Here is a 21,281-nt window from a genome sequence, read left to right as displayed (position 1 = left end):
GATCTGGCCGCAACGTGACGCAACTATCCTGGGCCGTGTGCGTGAACTGACCCCGACCGAGGCGATCGACCTCGTGGGCCGCTTCGAAGCCGGCCAAGAGCTTCCTGAGCAGATGCGTGCCGACGTGCGCCTCCTCGGCTCCCTGCTCGGCCGGGTGCTGCGTGAGAGCGGCTCCCCCGGCCTGTACGAGGACGTCGAGGAGCTGCGGACCGCGACGATCCAGGCGTATACCGACGAGACGCCCGAGGCGTTCGAGCGGGCCGCGGCGATCGCCGACGGTTTCTCGATCGCCCGCGCCGACGAGGTGGCCCGGGCCTTCACGGCCTACTTCCACCTCGTCAACCTCGTCGAGGAGCACCAGCGCGTACGCGTCCTTCGCGAGCGCGGCGACCGGCCGTCCCGGAGCGGCACCCCCGACACGATCGCCGCGGCGTTCGAGAGCCTGTCGGCCGAGGTCGGTGAGGAGACGGCGCTCGCGCGCCTGCAGGCGCTGCGCTTCCACCCCGTGTTCACGGCGCACCCCACCGAGGCCCGCCGCCGCGCGATCTCGACGAGCATCCGCCGCCTGTCCGAGCTGCTGGGCGAGCACGACGCCGCCGCCGAGAACGACACCGAGGTCCGCCGCACCGAGCGGCGCATGCTCGAGGAGATCGACACGCTGTGGCGCACGGCCCCGCTGCGCCGGGAGAAGCCGTCCCCGGTCGACGAGGTGCGCTCGGTCATGGCCGTGTTCGACGAGACGCTCTACACCGCCGTCCCGCGCGTCTACCGCCGGATCGACGACATCCTCCAGGGCGACGACGCCGGGGCCAAGGCCCCGATCGTGAAGCCCTTCGTGCGCGTCGGCTCGTGGGTCGGCGGCGACCGCGACGGCAACCCCTTCGTCACGGCATCCGTCACCCGCAAGGCCGCCGCGATCGCGAGCGAGCACGTGCTGCTCGGCCTCGAACGGACGACGCAGCGGGTCGGTCGCGGCCTGACGCTGGATGCCGAGACCACCCCGCCGAGCGACGCGCTGCTGGCGCTGTGGCACCGCCTGCGCGCCGCGGACGAGGACGCCGCGGCCGAAATCGCCGAGCGCTCCCCCGCGGAGCCGCACCGCCGCATCCTGCTGCTTATCGCGCGGAAGATCGCCGCGACCCGCACGCGCAACGCCGACCTGGCCTACCGCGACCCCGAGCACCTCCTCGCCGACCTCCGGACCGTCCAGGACTCGCTCGTCGCCGCGGGCGCCGCGCGCCAGGCGTACGGCTCGCTGCAGCGGCTCGTGTGGCAGGTCGAGACGTACGGCTTCCACCTCACCGAGCTCGAGGTGCGCCAGCACTCCGCCGTCCACCGCAAGGTGCTCGACGAGCTGCGCGCCGGTGGCGAGCGCAGCGACCTGACCGAAGAGGTGCTCGAGGTCTTCCGCTCGATCGCCTACGTGCAGGAGCGCTTCGGCCCCCGCGCGGCCGGACGCTACATCGTCTCGTTCACGCAGTCCGCGGAAGACCTCGCGAACGTCCATGAGCTCGCGTCGTACGCGATGGGTCCCGGCGAGACGCCGCCGGTGCTCGACGTCATCCCGCTGTTCGAGACGTTCGCCGACCTGCAGGCAGCCCCGGGCATCCTCGCCGAGATCGTCGCGCACCCCGCGTTCGTCGCGCGACTGGATGCCACCGGCCGCCGCCTCGAGGTCATGCTCGGCTACTCCGACTCGTCGAAGGACGTCGGACCCGTCGCCGCGAACCTCGCGCTGTACGAGGCGCAGGCGAAGATCTCGACGTGGGCCCAGACCGAGAACATCGAGCTGACACTGTTCCACGGCCGCGGCGGCGCCCTCGGACGCGGCGGCGGCCCCGCCAACTCCGCGATCCTGGCGCAGCCGCCGCACTCGGTGGACGGCCGCTTCAAGCTCACCGAGCAGGGCGAGGTCATCTTCGCCCGGTACGGCGACCCCGACATCGCGATGCGGCACATCGACCAGGTCGCGGCCGCGGTGCTCACGGCATCCTCCCCCTCGATCGAGACGCGCAACCGCGAGGCGGCCGAGGCGTTCGCCGACGTGGCCGCCACGATGGACGTCGCCTCGCGCGAGCGGTTCTTCGCTCTCGTGAAGGCCCCCGGCTTCGCGCCGTGGTTCGCCACCGTGACCCCGATGGAGGAGCTCGGTCACCTGGCCCTGGGCTCGCGCCCGGCTCGCCGCGGCCTGTCGGTCGAGTCGCTCGAAGACCTCCGGGCGATCCCGTGGGTGTTCTCGTGGACGCAGGCGCGCATCAACCTCGCCGGATGGTTCGGCCTGGGTACGGCGCTGGATGCCGTCGGCGACGAGGAGCGCCTGCGCGACGCGTACGCGCGCTGGCCGCTGTTCCGCACGATGATCGACAACGTCGCGATGAGCCTGGCGAAGGCCGATGCGCGGATCGCCCGCCGCTACCTGGCGCTCGGCGACCGCGACGACCTCGCCGAGCTCGTCATGGACGAGATGCTCCTCACCCGCTCGTGGGTCGAGCGCATCACCGGTGGCGACCTGCTGGGCAACAAGCCCGTGCTGCAGCGCGCCGTGAAGATGCGCAGCCCCTATGTCGACGCGCTGTCGCTCCTGCAGCTGCGGGCCCTCCGCGCGCTGCGCGACAGCCACGCGGAGAACCCGACCCCGGATGCCGAGCACCAGCGCCTGCTGCTGCTGTCGGTGAGCGGCGTGGCGGCGGGTCTGCAGAACACGGGCTGACCCGGTCCCTCGCGAAGCGCCGGCGTCCCTCGGGGCGTCGGCGCTTTCCGTCTCAGTCGAGGCGGCGGTCGGCGGCGTGGCGCGCGAGGCTGCGGCCGTAGCGCTCGGTGAGCTGCACCATCAGGTCGGGCGTCTCGCGGTCGAGACCGAAGACGTACCCGGGGAAGTCGAGCTCCTTCTGCGCGGCCCAGATCTCGTCATGCCGGTCGGGCGAGAGCAGCTGCACGGGGTCGCCGACCGCGACCCAGCCGATGGGCACCACCGTCTCGGGCGGCAGCACCGTGCGCAGGTGCACGATCGCGTTGATGCGCACCTCGCTGCGATCGCCGATCTCCGCGCCGTTGAACACGCGGGTGCCGGTGGCGAGGAACACCTCGTCGCCGACGTCGGCTCCCGCGACGCTCGCCATCGGGCCGATGAGCGTGTGCGCGCCGACGTGCACCGCGTGGGTGGAGCTGGCCCGCAGCAGAGCGTTCTCCATCACGATGGTGTTCTCCCCCAGCACGATCCGAGTGCCCTCGGCGGTGAGGACCGCACCGTGGAGGACCTGGCATCCGGGCCCGATCGTGACGTCACCGCTGATGACCGCTGTGGGGGCGATCACGGCGTCCGGGTGGATGCGGGGCTCGGCCCCGAGATGAGCGAAGCGCATGGGCGGCGTCCTTCCCGTCGGTGCCCGCCAGCGTAGTCCTCGGTTCCGACGGCGGCGATCGTCAGCCGGCGTCCGTCACCGCATGGGCCGCGCGGACGCCCACGACGGCCGAGCGGACGGTGAACCCGAGGATCGCTCCCACGCCGGCGAGGACGGTCGTGACGATGACGGCCTCGCGGAAGCCTTCGGGCACGACCACGGCCGCCCACGGCAGGACCGCCGTCGCGAGCGCCGCGATCCCCGTCCTCTGGAGGTCGGCCGCCCCGGCCCGGTGGGCGGCGACCCACGCGGCGTCCGACGCGCGCGTTGCGGCGGTGCGGATGCCGATGAAGTCATTGCGCGGGAGCGTCCCCGCGGACGCGCGGCGTGCGGTCCAGAACGACACGGCCGCAAGGGCCAACATCGCCACCGTGCACGTGACGAGCGCGCCGATCATGGCATCCCCTCGCTCACGCCGGAGCCGTCTCGGTCGCCTTCTCCGCCGGGAGCGGCCACAGCGCGTCGAGGAGCTGCCGCACCCAGGCGATGAGGTTCGCGTCGTCGGCGTCCTGCGGGAGCGGGACGACCATGGCATCCCCGTTCGCGACGAGCTTCGCCTTCGGGTACAGCCGCTGCAGACGCACGCGCATCGAGTCGGCGAGGTGCGCCGGGGCGATGCGCAGGTTCGAGCCCATCGCCACGACGTCCGCGAGACCGGCCTGGGCGGCGCGACGCCGCAGGCGCGCGACCGCGATCAGTCCCTCGACCTCGGCGGGCGGCTCGCCGTACCGGTCGCGGAGTTCCTCGATCACGAGGTCGATCGCGTCGTCCTTGGCGGTGGCGGATGCCGCGGCCGACAGCTTCTGGTACGCCTCGAGGCGCAGCCGCTCGCTGTCGATGTACGTCTCGGGCAGACGTGCGTCGACGGGGAGTTCGAGGCGCAGCTCGGTGGGACCCTCGGTGTCCTCGCCGCGGAACGTCGCCACCGCCTCCCCGATCATGCGCAGGTACAGATCGAACCCGACGCCCGCGATGTGTCCCGCTTGCTCGGCGCCGAGGAGGTTGCCGGCGCCGCGCAGCTCGAGGTCCTTCAGCGCGACCTGCATGCCGCTGCCGAGGTCGTTGTTGACCGCGATCGTCTCGAGGCGGTCGGCGGCGGTCTCGGAAAGCGGCTTCATCTCGTCGTACAGGAAGTACGCGTACGCGCGGTCGCGCCCGCGGCCGACGCGCCCGCGGAGCTGGTGCAGCTGCGACAGGCCGTACTTGTCGGCGCGGTCGATGATGATCGTGTTCGCGTTCGAGATGTCGAGGCCGGTCTCGATGATCGTGGTTGACACGAGCACGTCGGCGCGACGCTCCCAGAAGTCGTCGACGACCTGCTCGAGCGCGTGCTCCCCCATCTGCCCGTGCGCGACGACGATGCGCGCCTCGGGCACGAGCTCGGCGAGGTGCGCCGCGACCCGCTGGATCGACGAGACCCGGTTGTGCACGTAGAACACCTGGCCCTCGCGCAGCAGCTCGCGCCGGATCGCCGCGGCGATCTGCTTGTCGTTGCGCGGACCGACGTAGGAGAGGATCGGATGCCGGTCCTCCGGCGGCGTCGCCAGCGTCGACATCTCGCGGATGCCGGTGACCGCCATCTCGAGCGTGCGCGGGATGGGCGTGGCGCTCATGGCCAGGATGTCGACGTTGGTCTTGAGCTTCTTCAGCGCGTCCTTGTGCTCGACGCCGAACCGCTGCTCCTCGTCGATGATCATGAGGCCCAGGTCTTTGAAGATGACCTTCTCGGTGAGGATCCGGTGCGTACCGATGACCATGTCGACCGTGCCGTCGGTGAGCCCCGCGAGCGTGGCCTTCGCCTCTTTGTCGGTCTGGAAGCGCGAGAGCGGACGGACCGTCACGGGGAACCCGGCGAAGCGCTCCGCGAAGGTCTCGAGGTGCTGCTTGACCAGCAGCGTCGTGGGCACGAGCATGGCGACCTGCTTGCCGTCCTGGATCGCCTTGAACGCGGCGCGCACGGCCACCTCGGTCTTGCCGAACCCGACGTCGCCGGAGAGCAGCCGGTCCATGGGGATGGGCTTCTCCATGTCGGCCTTGATCTCGTCGATCGTCTGCAGCTGGTCCTGCGTCTCGGCGAACGGGAACGCCTCTTCCAGCTCCCGCTGCCACGGCGTGTCGGGACCGAACGCGTAACCCTTCGCCGCCATGCGCGCCGAGTAGAGCTTCACCAGCTCGACCGCGATGTCGCGCACCGCCTTGCGGGCGCGCCCCTTCGCGGCGGCCCAGTCGCTTCCGCCCATCTTCGACAGCACGGGCGCTTCACCGCCGACGTACTTCGACAGGAGGTCGAGCTGATCGGTGGGCACGAAGAGCTTGTCGCCCGGGTAGCCGCGCTTGGACGGCGCGTACTCCAGGACCAGGTACTCCTTCGTGGTCTTCACGGCGTTGCGGCCGCCACTGGAGACCTCGCGGCGGGTCAGCTCGAGGAACTTCCCGATGCCGTGCGTCGCGTGCACGACCACGTCGCCGGGCTTGAGCTGGAGGGGGTCGACGACGTTGCGGCGACGCGACGCGAGCTTCTTCGCCCCGCGGTTGTCGTTCCCGACCGAGCGCCCGTAGAACTCGGTCTCGGTGATGACGGCGAACTTCACCTCGGTCAGTTCGAACCCGCGCTCCAGCGAGGCGCACACCACGTGCGCCACCCCGGGCTCGGGCGGCGTGCGGACGTCGTCGACCTTGCGCGCCGCGATCCCCCGTTCGGCGAGCACGTCGCGCGCACGGTCGACGAGACCCGGACCGGATGCCGTCACCACGACGGCCCATCCGTCGGCGAGCAGCTCCCCGACGTGTGCCGTCGCCCCGTCGACGTTGCCCTGGAAGGACGGCACGGGATCGGCCTTCACCCGATGCGCGGAGTCGTCACCCACGACGAGGCCCTCGGCCTCGGCATCCGCCGCTCCGGAGTCGAACGCGCTCAGGCGCCACCACACCCCGCCGCGGCCGCTCGCGACCTCCCGCAGGTCGTCGAGCGTGACGAAGTCGCCCGCGCCCAGATCGACGGGGGTGTCGGCTCCGGCGGTGGCCGCGGACCACGCCGCCTCGAGGAACTCGCGGTTGGTGTCGCCGAGCGTCGTGGCGCGTGCGAGCGACCGCTCGGGGTCGACGAGGGCGACGGCGCTGCCACACGGCAGGTAGTCGACGAGCGTGACGAGGTCGTCGACGAGCACCGGGATGAGGGACTCCATGCCCTCGGCCGGAATCCCCTCGGCCATCTTCTCCAGCAACTGTCGGAGTCCCGGGTAGCCGTCGCGCAGTTCGGCGGCGCGCTCGCGGACCGCGGTCGTCAGCAGCAGCTCGCGGCTGGGAACCAGCGAGACCGCGGACACCTCACCCGGCAGCGAACGCTGATCGGCCACGGAGAACGCGCGGATCTGGTCGACCTCGTCACCGAAGAACTCCACGCGGTAGGGGTGGTCGGCGACCGGCGGGAAGACGTCCAGGATGCCGCCGCGCACGGCGAACTCGCCGCGGCGGGACACCATGTCGACACGGTGGTACGCAAGCTCGACGAGACGCGTGGTCACGTCCTCGAGCTCGTGCCCGCGGCCGCCGACCCGCAGCTCGACCGGCTCGACGTCGCCGAGGCCCGGCGCCAGCGGCTGGAGCGCGCTGCGCACCGATGCGGTGACGACGAGCGGGATCGATCCGTCCCACGCGGCGATCCGGCGCAGCACGTCGAGGCGGCGGCCCACGGTCTCGGGGCTGGGGCTCAGGCGCTCGTGCGGCAGCGTCTCCCACGCGGGGAAGTGCAGGACCTGCGCGCCCGGGAGCACGGCATCCAGGGCCGGGCCGAGCGACTCGGCGCGGCGACCGGTCGGCGCGATCACCAGCACGGCGCCGGGCGCTCCCCCCGCGCGGCGACGCTCGAGGAGACCCGCGATGACGGGCGCGTCGAGCCCGTCGACGACGGAGAGAGACAGATCGGAGGATGCCGCGGCAGCGGCCTCCCGGTACGACTCAGCCTGCTCGAGGGCGCGAACGATCCCGGGAACTGTCACTCGACACATCCTACGCGGGGGCGCGGACACCGGCTCCGGAGCTGTGGACACAGGAGCGGGAACGGGTCCGTCGTGGTCGGACATCACCTTCCTCAGAACCGTCGGCGCCGCCGACGCGCGGGTCGTACAGTGAGGTCATGACCTCGCCCGGCTCGCCCGAGTTCGCCGCCCCGCACGCGGCGCCCCCGGTGGGAACGCTGCTGACGCCGCCGCCCTTGGCATCCCGTCCCCGGCCGCTCGGGGCGATCGGCCTCGTGCTCGCCCTCCTCGCGGGGGTGGTGGCGTCCGCGGTCGGCGGATTCGCCGCGTTCGTCGTCGCCCGGGGTGCCGGCGCGGAGTTCATCGCGCGGGGCGGACAGACCTTCGATTGGCGGGTGCTCTCGCCCGTCCGCGACGTCGTCCTGCTGGGCGAGATCGCCTTCTGGGCGGGAACCGTGCTCGGAGTCGCCGCTCTCGTCATCGGTATCGTCGCCACCGCCTGCAACCTCGGGCGCGGGACGGCGATCGCCGCGATCGTGGTCTCGGCGCTCGGGCCGTTCGTGTTCGGACTGCTGGTGTTCGTCGCCCTGGCCGCCGGGGCGACCGCGTCCGCCGGAACCGTCGCCTGAGCCCCTACCGCTTCCGTCGAGGACGTGTCGATCCTCATGGGCAACTTTCGGCGATTCCATAGACTGACGGCATCAGGACGTCCTCGTCCTCGTCGATCAGAGGAGCACACCGTGACCAGCACACCGCCGCCCCCCGAGCCGTACAACCCGCCGCCGGCCACGCGCGCCGAAGCGGCCCAGAGCGGATACGCCGCGTCGCCGGCCGGCTACAGCGCCCCGCCCGCCGCCTACGGTGCCCCCGCCCCCGGCGCACGGCCCAAGGGGTCGAGCCGGCTCGGCCTCATCGCGTTCGTCGCCGCACTGCTCGGCATCATCATCGGGTCGATCCTCGCGACGATCGGGGGGATGCAGACCGGCAGCCTGACGCAGTACGCCGACTACACCACGGGTACCGGGACCCTCGACTACGACAGCGTCCCTCCCTCTGCACAGCAGATGGGAATCGCCGCAGGCCTTCTCACGATCGCGGCTTTCCTCGTCTGGGGCGCGTTCGCCCTGTGGGGTTTCATCCAGGGCATCGTCGCCACGGTCAAGAACCGCGGGCGTGGCTGGGGAATCGCGGCGATCGTGCTCGCGGTGATCGGCGGCGGTATCGTTCTGATCTTCCTCACCGTCGGAGTCGGCGTCGGCGCAGCGCCGTACGTGTCCTGAGCACGGACAACGAAAGGCCCTGACTTCGGTCGGGGCCTTTCTGCGTGTCCGCCCCCTGTGCCCGGCAGAGGCTGAGCGCCACCCCTCCTCCACAGGCCGCGATCGCGGGGATTCATCCACAGATCCCGCGCTCTCCTCCGCGCGCATCGGAGCATCCCGCCTAACCTCGCCGGAGGCCTCACGGCCGCTCGCCGCAGGAGAGGACGCCCATGCCCCAGCCACGTTCGACCGAGACCCCCGAGTCCGATCTCCCGGCGACCGACGAGTGGACACACCCACGCCCGTCTCGACTTGTGGCGTTCCTCGTCTACGGCTCGATCTGCGCGGTGCTTCTCGTGGTGGCGGAGAAGACCATGCGGGACGACGATCCCGTCATCGCCGCGGTCGGCGATTTCTGCTGTCTCGGCGGCTGCCTCAGCGGTGTCGCCGCGGCGATCTTCGGGACCGTCACCCTCTCGCGCGTGATCCGCGCCCGGGGCTCCGGAGCCGCACGGTGAGGCCGGACAGGCCGATGCTCCAGCCGCGAGGCCGCCCGGGACCCGCTCAGCGCGGCGCGTGAAAGCGCTGCTGCGCCGCGAGGAGACCGTCCTCGACGAGGGTTTCGACCGCGTCGGCGGCGTCGGACACGAGGATCGGCAGCGTCTCGCGCTCCTTCGCACCGAAGGGGTCGAGAACCCAATCCGCTGGGTCTTGACGCCCGGCGGGGCGCCCGATGCCCACCCGTACGCGGGGGAAGTCCGGAGTCCCGAGGGCCTTCGCGACGTCACGGACGCCGTTGTGGCCGCCGTGCCCTCCCCCGGTCTTGAGCTTGATCGTGTCGAACGGGATGTCGAGTTCGTCGTGCACGACGACGACGTGATCGGGTTCGACACCGTAGAACTTCGCGAGCCCCGAGACCGGACCGCCCGAGACGTTCATGAAGCTGTTGGGCTTGGCGAGCACGAGCTTCGCCGCGCCCGGGCGCAACCAGGTCTCCACGACCCGGGCATTCGCCTTGTGCGCACGGAAGGCCTCGCGGCGACGACCGGCCAGCTCGTCGACGACCATCTGTCCGACGTTGTGCCGGGTCGCCTCGTACCGCGGGCCCGGGTTGCCGAGACCGACGATCAGCCAGGTGTCCACCATGGCATCCATCCTTCCGGGTCCGCGCGCGGACCCCGATACGAGAACGAGGGGGCGTGAAGCACGCCCCCTCGTCGATCACGGACCGCTCGCGCGGCCCGTCGAGATCAGTTCTCTTCGGCCTCGGCCGCAGCCTCGGACTCCTCGGACTGCTCCTCGGCGACCTCGGCGTCAGCCTCGGCGATCTCCTCTTCCGCGGCGAGGGTGTCGAGCGGCACCGAGACGGCGACGATCAGCGTCTCGGGCTCGGTCACGAGCGTGGCACCGGAGGGCAGCGTGAGGTCGGCGGCGGTGATCTGCGTGCCGTCCTCGAGACCCTCGACCGAGACCTCGACGTTCTGCGGGATGTGAGTGGCCTCGACCTCGAGCGAGACGGTGGCGCTGTCGAGCATGGCTACGGTGCCGGAGAAAGGCTCACCGGTCACGACGACGGGGACGTCGACGGCGACCTTCTCGCCCTTGCGGACGACGAGGAGGTCGATGTGCTCGACGATCTGGCGCACCGGGTCCTTCTGCACGTCCTTGACGAGCGCGAGCTGGCTCTTGCCGTTGATGTCGAGGTCGAGCAGCGCGTTGGCGCGGCGGATAAGCAGCGACACCTGGTGGCCCGGCAGCGCGACGTGCTGCGGCTCGGTGCCGTGACCGTAGATGACGGCGGGGATCTTGCCGGCGGCGCGCAGACGGCGGGCGAAGCCCTTGCCGAAGTTCTCGCGCAGCTCGGCGACGACCTTGTTGTCTTCCGACATGTTGTTCTCCTCGCGGGCACTGGTCCCGCAGCTTGTGAGCGGACGAAGTCCGCGCGTATGTGGTCTGGAATCGACTCGAACGCGAGCGCGTGAGGAAAGCCGGGAGCCTGCATCACCGCGTCGATCACGGATGCCGCGCGCGCCCGCCGGGCGCACGACGACGCATCCCTCGCCGAAGTTCCCCGGAAGTCTACCAGCGCGTCGCCCTTCGCACGACCCGCCCGTGTCATCGGCGACGACGACGCGACGGTACGATGGAAGACCCATCTACCCGGAGGATCACCATGGACAGCGGCTTCTTCTCCCACGTCGTGCTCTGGGTCATCGGCGGCATCGCCACCATCGGGCTCATCGGCACCGTCGGCGCCCTCTTCTCCATGGGCCGCAACGCGGGGTACAAGAAGCACTGACGCGCGTCTCGCGGGTCTCTAACCCCGGACCGACCGCGCCCCTCAGTCGTCGGAGATCGCGGATGCCATGGCATCCCCGGCTTCACGGACGATGAGCCGCATCGCCTGAGCCGCCTCCTCCGCACGACCGGCGGCGATCGCGAAGGCGACGTCCTGGTGCCACCGCACCGCGTGCGGATTGGCGTCGTGCGGCATGAGTTCGTGTCGCGTCCGACCGGTGAGCACGGCCTCGACGACGTCGCCGAGGGCCGCGAACATGCTGTTGCCGGAGGCGGCGAGCAGCGTGCGGTGGAACCGCACGTCCGCGGCGAGGTAGTCCGCCTCGTCGGCGGCGCCCTCGGTGCGGGCCATCTCGAGGACGGCCGCCACCAGTTCCTCGCGCTGCGCGGCGGTCGCCGACGTCGCCGCGCCCCGGGCCGCGAGGGGCTCGATGCCGCCGCGCAGCTCGCTGAGTTCGCGCAGTTGCGCGCCCCGCGCGGGGCCGCCGAGCCGCCACTCGATGATCTCGGGGGCGAAGACGTTCCAGTCGGCGGCCGGACGGACGACGACACCGGCCTTGCGGCGGACGCTCACGAGGCCGAGCGCCTCGAGCACCCGGACCGCCTCGCGCCCGGCCCCGCGCGACGACCCCTCGGCGAGGTCGCCGGTCACCAGGCGTGATCCCGCGGGCAGACGGCCCTGGACGATGTCTGCGCCGATGCGCGTGACGAGAGCGTCGTGCAGTGTCCCCGCGCCGGGACCAGCGGTCGTCATGCATCGATGATGCCAGACGTCACGACAATCGTTGCAAATATTCGTCGTGCATAAACCGCGGATCTGTGTTTTTATGTACGACAAATACGAATCGGCATCGCAGCCGCCGCCGGACCAAGGACGCTCATGGCCATACATCTCCTCCCCACCGCCCTCGTACTCGCCGCGGGCGAGCCCGCCGCCCCCGCCGCTCCGGCCGGGCAGTTGGTCACCGCCGCCCTCATCGGCATCGCCCTGATCGTGGTGCTCATCACGTGGGGCAAGCTCCACCCGTTCCTCGCGCTGACCATCGGCGCGTTCACCACGGGCGTCGTGGCGGGGATGCCGATCGGCACCGCCGTCACGAGCTTCACCGGCGGCTTCGGCTCGACGATGGGCGGAGTCGGCATCCTGATCGCACTCGGGGCGATCTACGGAAAGCTGCTCGCCGACTCCGGCGGAGCCGACCGCATCGTCGACACGCTCGTCGCGCGAGCGACGCCCCGGAGCCTGCCCTGGATCATGGGCCTCATCGGCGCCATCATCGGTCTGCCGATGTTCTTCGAGGTCGGCCTCGTGCTGCTGGTGCCCGTCATCATCCTGGTCGCTCGCCGCTCGGGCGCCTCGCTGATGAAGATCGCGATCCCCACCCTCGCGGGTCTCTCCGCCATGCACGGCCTCGTCCCGCCGCACCCCGGCCCGCTGGCGGCCATCGACGCGCTGGATGCCAACCTCGGCCTCACGCTCGCGTTCGGCGTCATCGTCGCGATCCCGGCCGTCATCATCGCCGGACCCCTGTTCGCGCCGATCGCGGCGCGGTGGGCGCCGGTTCCCGTGCCCGACCTGTTCGTCTCGGCGGAGGAGAAGGGCGAAGCGCCCGTCCGCCGTCCCTCGTTCGGCGCGACGCTCGCGAGCATCCTGCTCCCCGTCGTGCTGATGCTCCTCAAGGCGCTCGCCGACATCCTCGCTCCGGGGTCGACCGACGTGTGGAAGGTCGTCATCGACTTCCTCGGTCTTCCGGTCATCGCGCTGCTCCTCGCCGTCCTCGTCGGCTTCGTCGTGCTCGGTCGCGGCGCGGGCTTCGACCGCGCGCGTCTCACCGGCGTCGTCGGCTCCTCCCTCGGCCCCATCGCCGGCATCCTCCTCATCGTGGGCGCCGGCGGCGGCTTCAAGCAGGTGCTCGTCGACACCGGCATCGGCAAGGTGATCGCGGACCTCGTCGCCGGTTCCAGCGTCTCCGTGCTCCTGCTCGCGTGGCTCGTCGCCGTGGTGATCCGCGTCGCGACCGGCTCGGCGACCGTCGCGACGATCACCGCCGCCGGCATCCTCCAGCCGCTCACCGAGTCGCTCGACGCCCCGATGACGGCCCTCCTCGTGCTCGCCATCGGCGCCGGGTCGGTGTTCTTCAGCCACGTCAACGACGCCGGCTTCTGGCTCATCAAGGAATACTTCGGTCTGAGCATCCCGCAGACGCTGAAGACCTGGACGCTGTTGGAGTGCCTGATCTCCGTCACGGGTCTGGCCGGTGTGCTCGCGATCAGCGTGTTCGTCTGAGAACCGGAAGGACCCCGATATGACCTCCCCCGCCCCCGTCCTGGTGTTCATGGGACCGGCCGGAACCGGAAAGTCGACGGTCGCCGGCATGCTCGCCGGTCGCCTCGGCTGGGACTTCCAGGAGGGCGACGACCTCCACCCGGCCGCCAACGTCGCGAAGATGGCGGCCGGGCACGCTCTCGCCGACGACGACCGCTGGCCGTGGCTCGACCGCGTCGCCGCGTGGATCGACGGTGAGATCGCGGCGGGACGCCCCGGCATCATCACGTGCTCCGCGCTCAAACGCAGCTACCGTGACGTGCTGCGGCGCGACGGGGTGACATTCGTCCTGCTGCTGGGCGACCCGACCCTCGTGCGCGAGCGGCTCCTCCGCCGCCAGGGGCACTTCATGCCGCCCGCACTCCTCACCTCGCAGTTCGACACCCTGGAGATCCCGGATGCCGATGAGCGGGCGATTCACGTCGACCTCGACCTCACACCGCAGGAACAGGTCGACGAGGTCATCGCCCGACTGGACCTCTCCCCCACCCCCTGAGCGGTCCGCGCGGACGCCGGATCGGCGCCGCAGCGAGCCGATAAAGTGGCGGGGGCACGTGACTCTCGTCCGCCACCCCTCCCTTCGCACGTGAACACGGAGCAACGAATGACGTCGACCGATCAGAACCAGGCACCGCACGAGGCCGCTCAGGTGCACGAGGGTGCGCCCGGCATCGAAGAGGTGGAGCGTCCCACCACCGAGGCCGGCTCCCGTTCCCGGGGCGAGGGCGACGGCACCGCCAACATCGGTGTCGTGGGTCTGGCCGTGATGGGCTCGAACCTCGCGCGGAACCTCGCCAGCCGCGAGGGCAACACGGTCGCGGTGTTCAACCGCAGCGCCGACAAGACCGAGCACCTCGTCGCGGAGCACCCCGAGGCGGAGTTCGTGCCGTCGTTCTCGTACGAGGACTTCGCGGCCTCCCTGTCGAAGCCCCGCACGGCGATCATCATGGTCAAGGCGGGCCGGGCGACCGACTTCGTCATCGACGAACTGGTGAAGGTGTTCGAGCCGGGCGACATCATCGTCGACGGTGGCAACGCGCTGTTCACCGACACGATCCGCCGCGAGAAGGCCGTCCGCGACACCGGCATCAACTACGTCGGCATGGGCGTCTCCGGCGGCGAGGAGGGCGCCCTCAACGGCCCCTCGCTCATGCCGGGCGGCTCGGACGAGTCGTGGCAGACGCTGGGCCCGATCCTCACCTCGATCGCCGCGGTGGCCGAGGGCGAGGCGTGCGTCACCCACGTCGGCCACGACGGCGCCGGGCACTTCGTGAAGATGGTGCACAACGGCATCGAGTACGCCGACATGCAGCTCATCGCCGAGGCCTACGACCTCATCCGCCGCGCCACCGGCAAGACCCCCGCCGAGATCGCGGACGTGTTCGCCGAGTGGAACCGGGGCGAGCTGGAGTCGTACCTCATCGAGATCACCGCCGAGGTCCTGCGCCAGACGGATGCCGAGACCGGCGCCCCGCTCGTGGATGTCATCCTCGACCAGGCGGGCGCCAAGGGCACCGGCGCCTGGACGGTGCAGACCGCCCTCGATCTGGGCGTCCCCGTCTCCGGCATCGCCGAGGCGACCTTCGCCCGTTCGCTGTCCAGCCACCCCGAGCAGCGCAGCGTCTCCCGCGAGCTCCCCGGCCCGTCGGGCACCGACCTGCTCGCCGGCGAGGACGCCGACGCGTTCATCGAGCAGGTGCGTCTGGCCCTGTACGCGTCGAAGATCGTCGCGTACTCGCAGGGCTTCGACGAGATCCGTGCCGGTGCCGCGCAGTACGACTGGAACATCGACCTGGGCGCGGTGTCGAAGATCTGGCGCGGCGGCTGCATCATCCGCGCGCAGTTCCTCAACCGCATCGCCGAGGCCTACGACGCCGAGGCCACCCTCCCCGTGCTGCTGACCGCCCCGTACTTCGTCGAGGCCCTCGGCCGCGCGCAGGACGCCTGGCGCAACATCGTCGCGCTGGCCGCGGCCGCCGGCATCCCCGCCCCCGCGTTCAGCTCGTCGCTGGCCTACTACGACGGCCTCCGCGCCGACCGCCTCCCGGCCGCGCTCATCCAGGGACAGCGCGACTTCTTCGGCGCGCACACCTACCGCCGCATCGACAAGGAGGGCACGTTCCACACCCTCTGGTCCGGCGACCGCACTGAGATCGAGGCCGAGGACACCCACTGACGGACGTCCGGACGAAGCGGCGGCGGGCACTGCTCGTCGCCGCTTCGGCGCTGTACGCGTTCGGCGTGTGGTGGATGACGCTGCGGCCCGTCCCCTACGACGCCGAGACGGCGGGGTTCGTCCGGCGATTCCTGGAGATCCTCGCCGCGTGGCCGCCGACGGCCTGGGTGACGTTCGACGTCGTCGAGTTCTCCGCGAACGTCGTGATGTTCGTCCCCCTCGGTCTCCTGGTCCTCGCGTGGGGCGGGCGACCGTGGCACGGCATCCTGGGCGGTCTGGTGCTCAGCGCCGCAATCGAGACGACGCAACTGCTGTTCCTCCCCACCCGCGTGGCCGACGTGCGCGACGTCGTCGCGAACACCGCCGGGGCGGCGTTGGGCGTGCTCTTCGGCGCGCTGATCGCCCGCGCTGTCCGTTCTCACAGCGAGCGCATAGGCCGCGCCATAGAAAGCTCATAGCTACGAGCGCACAATGAGTCCCATGACCGCGACCGCCAGCGCTCCCGCCTTCACCCGCCCCGACGGCACCGCCCTGCGCGTCCTCGTCGTCGACGACGAGCAGATGCTCACCGACCTGCTGTCGATGGCCCTGCGCATGGAGGGGTGGGACGTCCGCACGGCGGGTTCCGGTTTCGACGCCCTGCAGGCCGCCCGGGATTTCGAACCGGATGCCATGGTGCTCGACATCATGATGCCCGACCTCGACGGCATGGCCGTGCTGCAGCGCCTGCGGCACTCCGGCAACGACGTGCCCGTCCTGTTCCTCACCGCCAAGGATGCCGTCGCCGACCGGGTCGCGGGTCTCACCGCCGGTGGGGACGACTACGTCACCAAGCCCTTCAGCCTGGAGGAGGTCGTTGCGCGGCTCCGCGGTCTCATGCGCCGCGCCGGCACCGCTCTGACGCGCGACTCCGAGCCGATCCTCCGCGTCGGAGATCTGTCGCTGAACGAGGACAGCCACGAGGTGATCCGCGGCGGCGTCGAGATCGAGCTCACCGCCACCGAATTCGAGCTGCTCCGCTTCCTCATGCGCAACCAGCGCCGTGTCGTGTCGAAGGCGCAGATCCTCGACCGCGTGTGGAACTACGACTTCGGCGGACGCTCCAGTGTCGTCGAGCTCTACATCTCCTACCTCCGCAAGAAGATCGACGCCGGCCACGAGCCGCTCATCCACACCGTGCGCGGCGTCGGCTACATGATCAAAGCCCCTCAGTGAGCGCCTCCCCCACCGACTCCTCTCCCGCGCCGCAGCGCGACGGTCTGCGGTTTCGTCTGAAGCGACCCTGGACGCTCCAGGCGCGCTTGATGACGGCCGTCATCGGCATGGTCGCGTTCATCCTCGTCATGATCGGCATCTCGACGAGCGCGATCCTCAGCCAGGTCCTGATCACGAACCTGGATGCCGCCGTGACCGACGCGGCATCCTCGATCCAGCCCCGCATCGTCTTCCAGAATTCCGCCAACGACGTCCTGAACTCCGGTCGATTCGACTCCGGCACGCTCCTCGTCATGAGCTCGCCCGCGATCGGCGTCACGGGCGCCGTGGTCGAGGACGCCGGGGCGCGCGCCCTCAGCAACGCCGACCTGTCCCGTATCGCCGACAGCCTGCGCGGGGCGGATCCGTCCGTCCGTACCGTGGACCTTCCCAATCTGGGCGAGTACCTCGTCCGCGCCTTCCCCGCACCAGGAAGCGACAGCTACTTCTTCGTCGGCCTTCCTCTGTCGCAGGTCACCGGCACCATCGGCGCCATCCTCACCACGGTCGCCCTGGTGACAGCGGGCGGTCTGCTCCTGCTCGCGGTCGTCATCGCGATCATCATCCGGCTCGGGCTCCGCCCGCTCCGTTCCGTCGCCGACACTGCGACCCGCGTCGCGTCCCTGCGCATGGACCAGGGCGACGTCTCGATCGAGGAACGCGTGCCCGAGGACCAGGTCGACGAGCACACCGAGATCGGTCAGGTCGGCGCCGCATTGAACACGCTGCTCGATCGCGTCGACGCATCGCTCAGCGCCCGGCAGCGCAACGAAGACCTCATGCGCCGATTCGTGGCGGATGCCAGTCACGAGCTGCGCACGCCGCTGGCATCCATTCGAGGGTTCTCCGAGCTCTCGCTCCGGGCCATGCGTCAGGCGCAGGACGACGAGAGCCGTCAGCGCATCGCGATGGCAGTCGAGACGACCGAGCAGTCGCTGGAGCGCATCCAGGCGCAGTCGCTGCGGATGACGGCGCTCGTGGAGGACCTGCTGCTGCTCGCCCGTCTGGACGAGGGACAGGAACTCGTCTACGGCACGGTCGACCTGACCCGGCTCGCCGTCGAAGCCGTCGGTGACGCGCGCCCCGCGGGGCCCGATCACTCGTGGACCATCGACGTCGACGCCGAACCCGTCGAGCTCGCCGGCGACGTCTCACGGCTCAATCAAGTGGTCGCCAACCTGCTGGCGAACGCGCGCACGCACACACCCGCCGGCACAGAGGTCACGGTCTCCGTGACGCGCGAGGGCGACGAGGCAGTTCTGCGTGTGCACGACGACGGCCCCGGCATCGATCCGTCGGTCGCCGCGCAGCTGTTCGAGCGCTTCGCGCGCGCAGATCGATCGCGCGACCGGAAGACCGGCGGCACCGGCCTCGGCCTGTCGATCGCCAAGGCGATCGTCGAGGCGCACGGCGGCGCGATCGGGGTCCGCAGCACTCCCGGCGACACGACGTTCGAGGTGCGCCTCCCCGCGAAGCCGCGCGACCCGGCCTGAGCCGCACCTTCCGGGGCGGTCACTCCCAGATCGGCCGCACGCCGCCGGCGAGCGACCGGAGCTCCGTCCCGTCGAGGACGGCCCGCGTCTCCGGGATGCCGAACGCCGGCCACTGCACCACCAGCTCGAGCGGCCCGTCGGGCGGTAGCGGCCACAGCCACAGGCCATCGTGCAACGTGTAGCGGTCCTCGCCCCCGCTGCCGCCGTGTCCGGTCATCCGCAGCGTGTGGCCGCCCGGCTCGTCACTCTCCGATCCCGCGAAACGGTCGTCGATGAAGAGGCGCTCGCCGTTGCCGAGCGCGAGACCGAACCGCAGTCGATCGGGCCCCGGCAGGGACATCCCCCAGTGGCCCGCGAAGTCCATCTGGATCAGATGCCATTGCCGCGCATCGCGCCCGCCCCGTCGCAGGTACCGGTCGACGAGGAACTCCACGCCGTCGGAATGGACGCGGGCGCCTGCGAGGACGATCACGACGTCGTCACCGCGTCCGAGGATCGTCGAGGTCGCGATCGGCACCGCGAGCTCGTCGCTCGGCGGTTCGAAGGCCGGCACGCGTTCCGGCACGCGGTCGTCCATCGGCTCATCGTTCGCGGGCCGGTCCGGGGGGAAGAAAGAGAACACGGCATCCACTCTGTCCTCTCTCTCCCGCCCGCACCACCCCGCGGTCAGTACCCCGCGAACGCGTCGGTGGTCAGCGACTTCGCGCGCGCGAGCGCGGGCGCGAGCGCCGCGATGAGCCGCGGCGGCCCGGACACGTAGGCCGCGCGCTGCGCGATGTCCGGCACGGCGCGGAGCAGGCCCTCGGCATCCACGCGATCCGGACCCGCCCACGACCATCCGGTCGGCAGGTCGCCCGGCTCGTCCCGGCTGAAGACCACCACCTGGATGCCACTGGCGACGAGGTCCTCGCGGAACGCGAGCTCGCTCGCCTCGGACACGACGTACACGAGGACGACGTCGCGGTCCTGCCCGGTCGCCGCGAGGTGCCGCAGCTGCGACACGAACGGGGTCACGCCGATGCCGGCGGCGACGAGCAGCACGGGAGCAGTCGGCCGCGACGGCAGCACGAAGTCGCCCCACACCCCCGTTACGGCGAGCGTCGCCCCGACGGGGACCTCCGCCAGCGCGCGCTTGTACGACGACTGCGAGCCGTCCTTGAACGCGATGCGGACCGTCGGAAGGTCCTCGGGTGCGGAGGCGATGGAGAACTCGCGCCGGGTTCCGCGCGCGTCCGGACGCCGGTGAGGCACGTCCAGTTCGAGGTACTGGCCGGGCGAGAACGAGAACGACCGCGCGGCGCGGAACGTGAGTTCCCGCACCGTCGGAGTGAGGTCGCGGCGCCCCTCGAGGCGCAGTCGCACGGCCGCGCGCAGGCAGAACAGGAACGCGACGAGGTTGCCGATGAGCAGGGCACGCTCCTGACCGAGGGTGATCGCGCCGATCGCGATCGGCCACCCGGCCAGCACGCCGACGACGACCGCCACGGCGAACTGCTGCCAGCGCCGCGGCGGCAGCGTCAACGGCTCGGACAGCATGAAGGCGCCGAGGAACAGGAACGGCGACGAGAACGCCACCTGCAGGATCACCGCCGGCACGTCGACGGGGAACCCCGCGGACTGGAACTGCACGATGGTCCGCACGAACGCGACGACCGCGGCCACGACCCAGAACACGGCGACGATCGCGAGCCGGTCGGTGCGCGCGAGGATCAGCAGCCCCAGGACCAGGACGGGACCGGCGAGCCACGGCGAGCCCACCCACCACGCCGAACCGCCCAGATCGGGCGCCGCGACGCTCAGGATCGTGAGCACCGCGGCACCGGTCGCCGCCGGGTTCAGCACGTGCCGCCCGCGCCACGCGAGCAGGTATTTCGACAGGGATGCCACGACCCCGGCGACGACGAGTCCGACCAGGCCCAGCGGCTCCACCGTCGGACGCAGCACGAACAGGAGGATCGCGGCGGTGATGAGCGAGGACTCCAGGCGGCGTGGCATCCGGAGCACGCTTCGCGCGGCGAGATCCGCCGCCGCGCACGCGACAACGAGCACCACGGCGCTGGCGAGGATCTCGAGCGGGTCGGGAACCACGAGCCCGGCGAGCGAGAGCCCGAGCGCGATCAGGGTGAGGAGACCGAGGGACGACAGCACGAGGCGGTACATCGAGACGCGGCCCAGAACCCCGCGCACGCGGGTCGATGAGGCGGTGAGGGTGGTGGTCATCAGAAGATCTCCCCGTCGAAGCCGGGCGACCACTCCACGCGGCCTTCCGTGCGCATGCGGACCCAGGGGGCGCCCCACGCCGCCGCGAGTTCGGGGCCGCCGTCGAAGAACAGGGCCGTCGCGAGGGCGTCGGCGCGCATCGCCGTGTCGGCGATCGCCCACGTCGCAGCGTAGGCGCGCACGGGTGCACCCGTCCGCGCATCGAGGACGTGGTGCAGGCCGTCGCCCCACGCGCGCCGGGTCACGGCCGACGCGCACAGCGCGGCATCCCGGACCTCGATCACCCCGATCGCCCGCGCGTGATCGTACGGGTGCTCGAGCCCGACGCGCACCGGCGTCCCGCGGACCGCGAGGTCACCGGAACCGTCGACGACGACGTCACCGCCGACGTGCCGCTGCACTTCCCGCAGCACGCGATCGACCAGCCGGCCCTTCCCGAGCGCGCCCACGTCGAGCGTCGCCGGGCGGGACAGCGACAGGATGCCACTCCCCCACGTCACGACGTCGCGCCAGTGGGGCGCGGGCTCCGGCGCGCCCCACGGCGCGAGCGTCAGCCGCGCGTCGTAACCGAGTCGGGCGAGGGCGTCGCCGACGAGCGGATTCACGGCCCCGCCCGTCGCGACGTCGAGTTCGTCGTACAGCGCGAGCATGGCATCCGTGTCCTCCGGGGAAGGGACGGATGACACCCGCCCCTCGGCAAGAGCCATCACGAGCGAGTCGTCCCGGAAGCGCGACCACTCCCGGTCGAAGTCTTCGACGACGGCCGACACCGCGATACGAGCGGCCGGCGACAGCGGCTCCTCGGTGTCGATGGACCAGGCGGTGCCGATCGCGTCGAACGTCCAGACCGCGCCGGTCGTCGTCGGCGAGGTCACCG

At 71.2% G+C, this 21,281-nt stretch carries 20 protein-coding genes; 11 read left to right on the top strand and 9 right to left on the bottom strand.

Annotated elements, in window-relative coordinates; genetic code table 11:
- Positions 1-37 precede the first annotated feature (37 nt).
- Positions 38-2,710 carry a phosphoenolpyruvate carboxylase gene (locus tag RKD05_RS13000; RefSeq protein ID WP_424710581.1) on the top strand — a complete coding sequence of 891 codons (2,673 nt, stop codon included), beginning with the start codon at positions 38-40 and terminating at the stop codon, positions 2,708-2,710.
- A 52-nt stretch (positions 2,711-2,762) separates the two neighbouring features.
- Here the strand turns inward: RKD05_RS13000 and RKD05_RS12995 are convergent, their stop codons facing one another.
- The 3 genes from RKD05_RS12995 to mfd all read right to left on the bottom strand — a co-directional run bounded on the left by RKD05_RS12995 (position 2,763) and on the right by mfd (position 7,399).
- Entirely contained in the window at positions 2,763-3,362 is a 600-nt protein-coding gene (locus tag RKD05_RS12995; protein WP_424710578.1) for a gamma carbonic anhydrase family protein, read from the bottom strand.
- A 61-nt stretch (positions 3,363-3,423) separates the two neighbouring features.
- A complete protein-coding gene (locus RKD05_RS12990; protein ID WP_424710575.1) occupies positions 3,424-3,798 on the bottom strand; it encodes an SdpI family protein in 375 nt (124 codons plus the stop codon).
- Between the two features lie 13 nt (positions 3,799-3,811).
- Entirely contained in the window at positions 3,812-7,399 is a 3,588-nt protein-coding gene (gene mfd / locus RKD05_RS12985; protein WP_424710573.1) for a transcription-repair coupling factor, read from the bottom strand.
- 137 nt (positions 7,400-7,536) lie between these two features.
- Here mfd and RKD05_RS12980 point away from each other — a divergent pair, with 137 nt between their 5' ends.
- From RKD05_RS12980 to RKD05_RS12970, 3 genes are all read left to right on the top strand, one after another.
- Positions 7,537-8,007, top strand: a complete 471-nt coding sequence (locus tag RKD05_RS12980) for a hypothetical protein (protein WP_424710572.1) — start codon at positions 7,537-7,539, stop codon at positions 8,005-8,007.
- 111 nt (positions 8,008-8,118) lie between these two features.
- Positions 8,119-8,658 (top strand): hypothetical protein, encoded by a 540-nt coding sequence (locus RKD05_RS12975; protein WP_424710570.1) that lies wholly within the window; start codon positions 8,119-8,121, stop codon positions 8,656-8,658.
- 209 nt (positions 8,659-8,867) lie between these two features.
- A complete protein-coding gene (locus tag RKD05_RS12970; RefSeq protein ID WP_424710568.1) occupies positions 8,868-9,155 on the top strand; it encodes a hypothetical protein in 288 nt (95 codons plus the stop codon).
- Between the two features lie 46 nt (positions 9,156-9,201).
- On the opposite strand, the gene pth is transcribed toward RKD05_RS12970, so the two are convergent.
- Entirely contained in the window at positions 9,202-9,783 is a 582-nt protein-coding gene (pth, locus tag RKD05_RS12965; protein ID WP_424710567.1) for an aminoacyl-tRNA hydrolase, read from the bottom strand.
- 104 nt (positions 9,784-9,887) lie between these two features.
- Positions 9,888-10,526 carry a 50S ribosomal protein L25/general stress protein Ctc gene (locus RKD05_RS12960; RefSeq protein ID WP_424710564.1) on the bottom strand — a complete coding sequence of 213 codons (639 nt, stop codon included), beginning with the start codon at positions 10,524-10,526 and terminating at the stop codon, positions 9,888-9,890.
- 284 nt (positions 10,527-10,810) lie between these two features.
- Between RKD05_RS12960 and RKD05_RS12955 the strand changes: the two genes are divergently transcribed.
- Positions 10,811-10,936 carry a hypothetical protein gene (locus tag RKD05_RS12955; RefSeq protein WP_022879297.1) on the top strand — a complete coding sequence of 42 codons (126 nt, stop codon included), beginning with the start codon at positions 10,811-10,813 and terminating at the stop codon, positions 10,934-10,936.
- 42 nt (positions 10,937-10,978) lie between these two features.
- On the opposite strand, the gene RKD05_RS12950 is transcribed toward RKD05_RS12955, so the two are convergent.
- A complete protein-coding gene (locus RKD05_RS12950) occupies positions 10,979-11,689 on the bottom strand; it encodes a FadR/GntR family transcriptional regulator (RefSeq protein WP_424710561.1) in 711 nt (236 codons plus the stop codon).
- 126 nt (positions 11,690-11,815) lie between these two features.
- Here RKD05_RS12950 and RKD05_RS12945 point away from each other — a divergent pair, with 126 nt between their 5' ends.
- The 6 genes from RKD05_RS12945 (at position 11,816) to RKD05_RS12920 (ending at position 18,184) form a co-directional block, all read left to right on the top strand.
- Positions 11,816-13,222 (top strand): GntP family permease, encoded by a 1,407-nt coding sequence (locus RKD05_RS12945; RefSeq protein ID WP_424710559.1) that lies wholly within the window; start codon positions 11,816-11,818, stop codon positions 13,220-13,222.
- Between the two features lie 19 nt (positions 13,223-13,241).
- On the top strand, positions 13,242-13,757 hold the full coding sequence (locus tag RKD05_RS12940; RefSeq protein WP_424710556.1) for a gluconokinase: 516 nt from the start codon (positions 13,242-13,244) through the stop codon (positions 13,755-13,757).
- 108 nt (positions 13,758-13,865) lie between these two features.
- On the top strand, positions 13,866-15,437 hold the full coding sequence (gene gndA, locus RKD05_RS12935) for an NADP-dependent phosphogluconate dehydrogenase (RefSeq protein WP_424710555.1): 1,572 nt from the start codon (positions 13,866-13,868) through the stop codon (positions 15,435-15,437).
- Positions 15,434-15,895, top strand: a complete 462-nt coding sequence (locus RKD05_RS12930; RefSeq protein WP_424711844.1) for a VanZ family protein — start codon at positions 15,434-15,436, stop codon at positions 15,893-15,895. Before gndA ends, RKD05_RS12930 begins: the two co-directional genes overlap by 4 nt.
- Before the next feature lie 22 nt (positions 15,896-15,917).
- Entirely contained in the window at positions 15,918-16,652 is a 735-nt protein-coding gene (locus RKD05_RS12925; RefSeq protein WP_424710553.1) for a response regulator transcription factor, read from the top strand.
- Positions 16,653-16,759: 107 nt separating this feature from the next.
- Complete coding sequence (locus tag RKD05_RS12920) at positions 16,760-18,184, top strand: sensor histidine kinase (RefSeq protein ID WP_424711842.1); 1,425 nt, start codon at positions 16,760-16,762, stop codon at positions 18,182-18,184.
- 19 nt (positions 18,185-18,203) lie between these two features.
- Here RKD05_RS12920 and RKD05_RS12915 read toward each other — a convergent pair whose 3' ends face one another.
- The 3 genes from RKD05_RS12915 to RKD05_RS12905 all read right to left on the bottom strand — a co-directional run bounded on the left by RKD05_RS12915 (position 18,204) and on the right by RKD05_RS12905 (position 21,279).
- Entirely contained in the window at positions 18,204-18,761 is a 558-nt protein-coding gene (locus RKD05_RS12915) for a hypothetical protein (protein WP_424710551.1), read from the bottom strand.
- An 89-nt stretch (positions 18,762-18,850) separates the two neighbouring features.
- The gene (locus tag RKD05_RS12910; protein WP_424710549.1) at positions 18,851-20,404 is read right to left on the bottom strand and encodes an FAD-dependent oxidoreductase; all 1,554 of its coding nucleotides are present in this window, start codon (positions 20,402-20,404) and stop codon (positions 18,851-18,853) included.
- A complete protein-coding gene (locus RKD05_RS12905) occupies positions 20,404-21,279 on the bottom strand; it encodes an FAD:protein FMN transferase (RefSeq protein WP_424710546.1) in 876 nt (291 codons plus the stop codon). Before RKD05_RS12905 ends, RKD05_RS12910 begins: the two co-directional genes overlap by 1 nt.
- Positions 21,280-21,281 lie beyond the last annotated feature (2 nt).

The organism is Microbacterium sp. SLBN-111 (genome assembly GCF_049739645.1).
In the GTDB taxonomy this organism is placed as follows: domain Bacteria; phylum Actinomycetota; class Actinomycetes; order Actinomycetales; family Microbacteriaceae; genus Microbacterium.
This window is presented reverse-complemented; position numbering and strand designations above follow the sequence as displayed.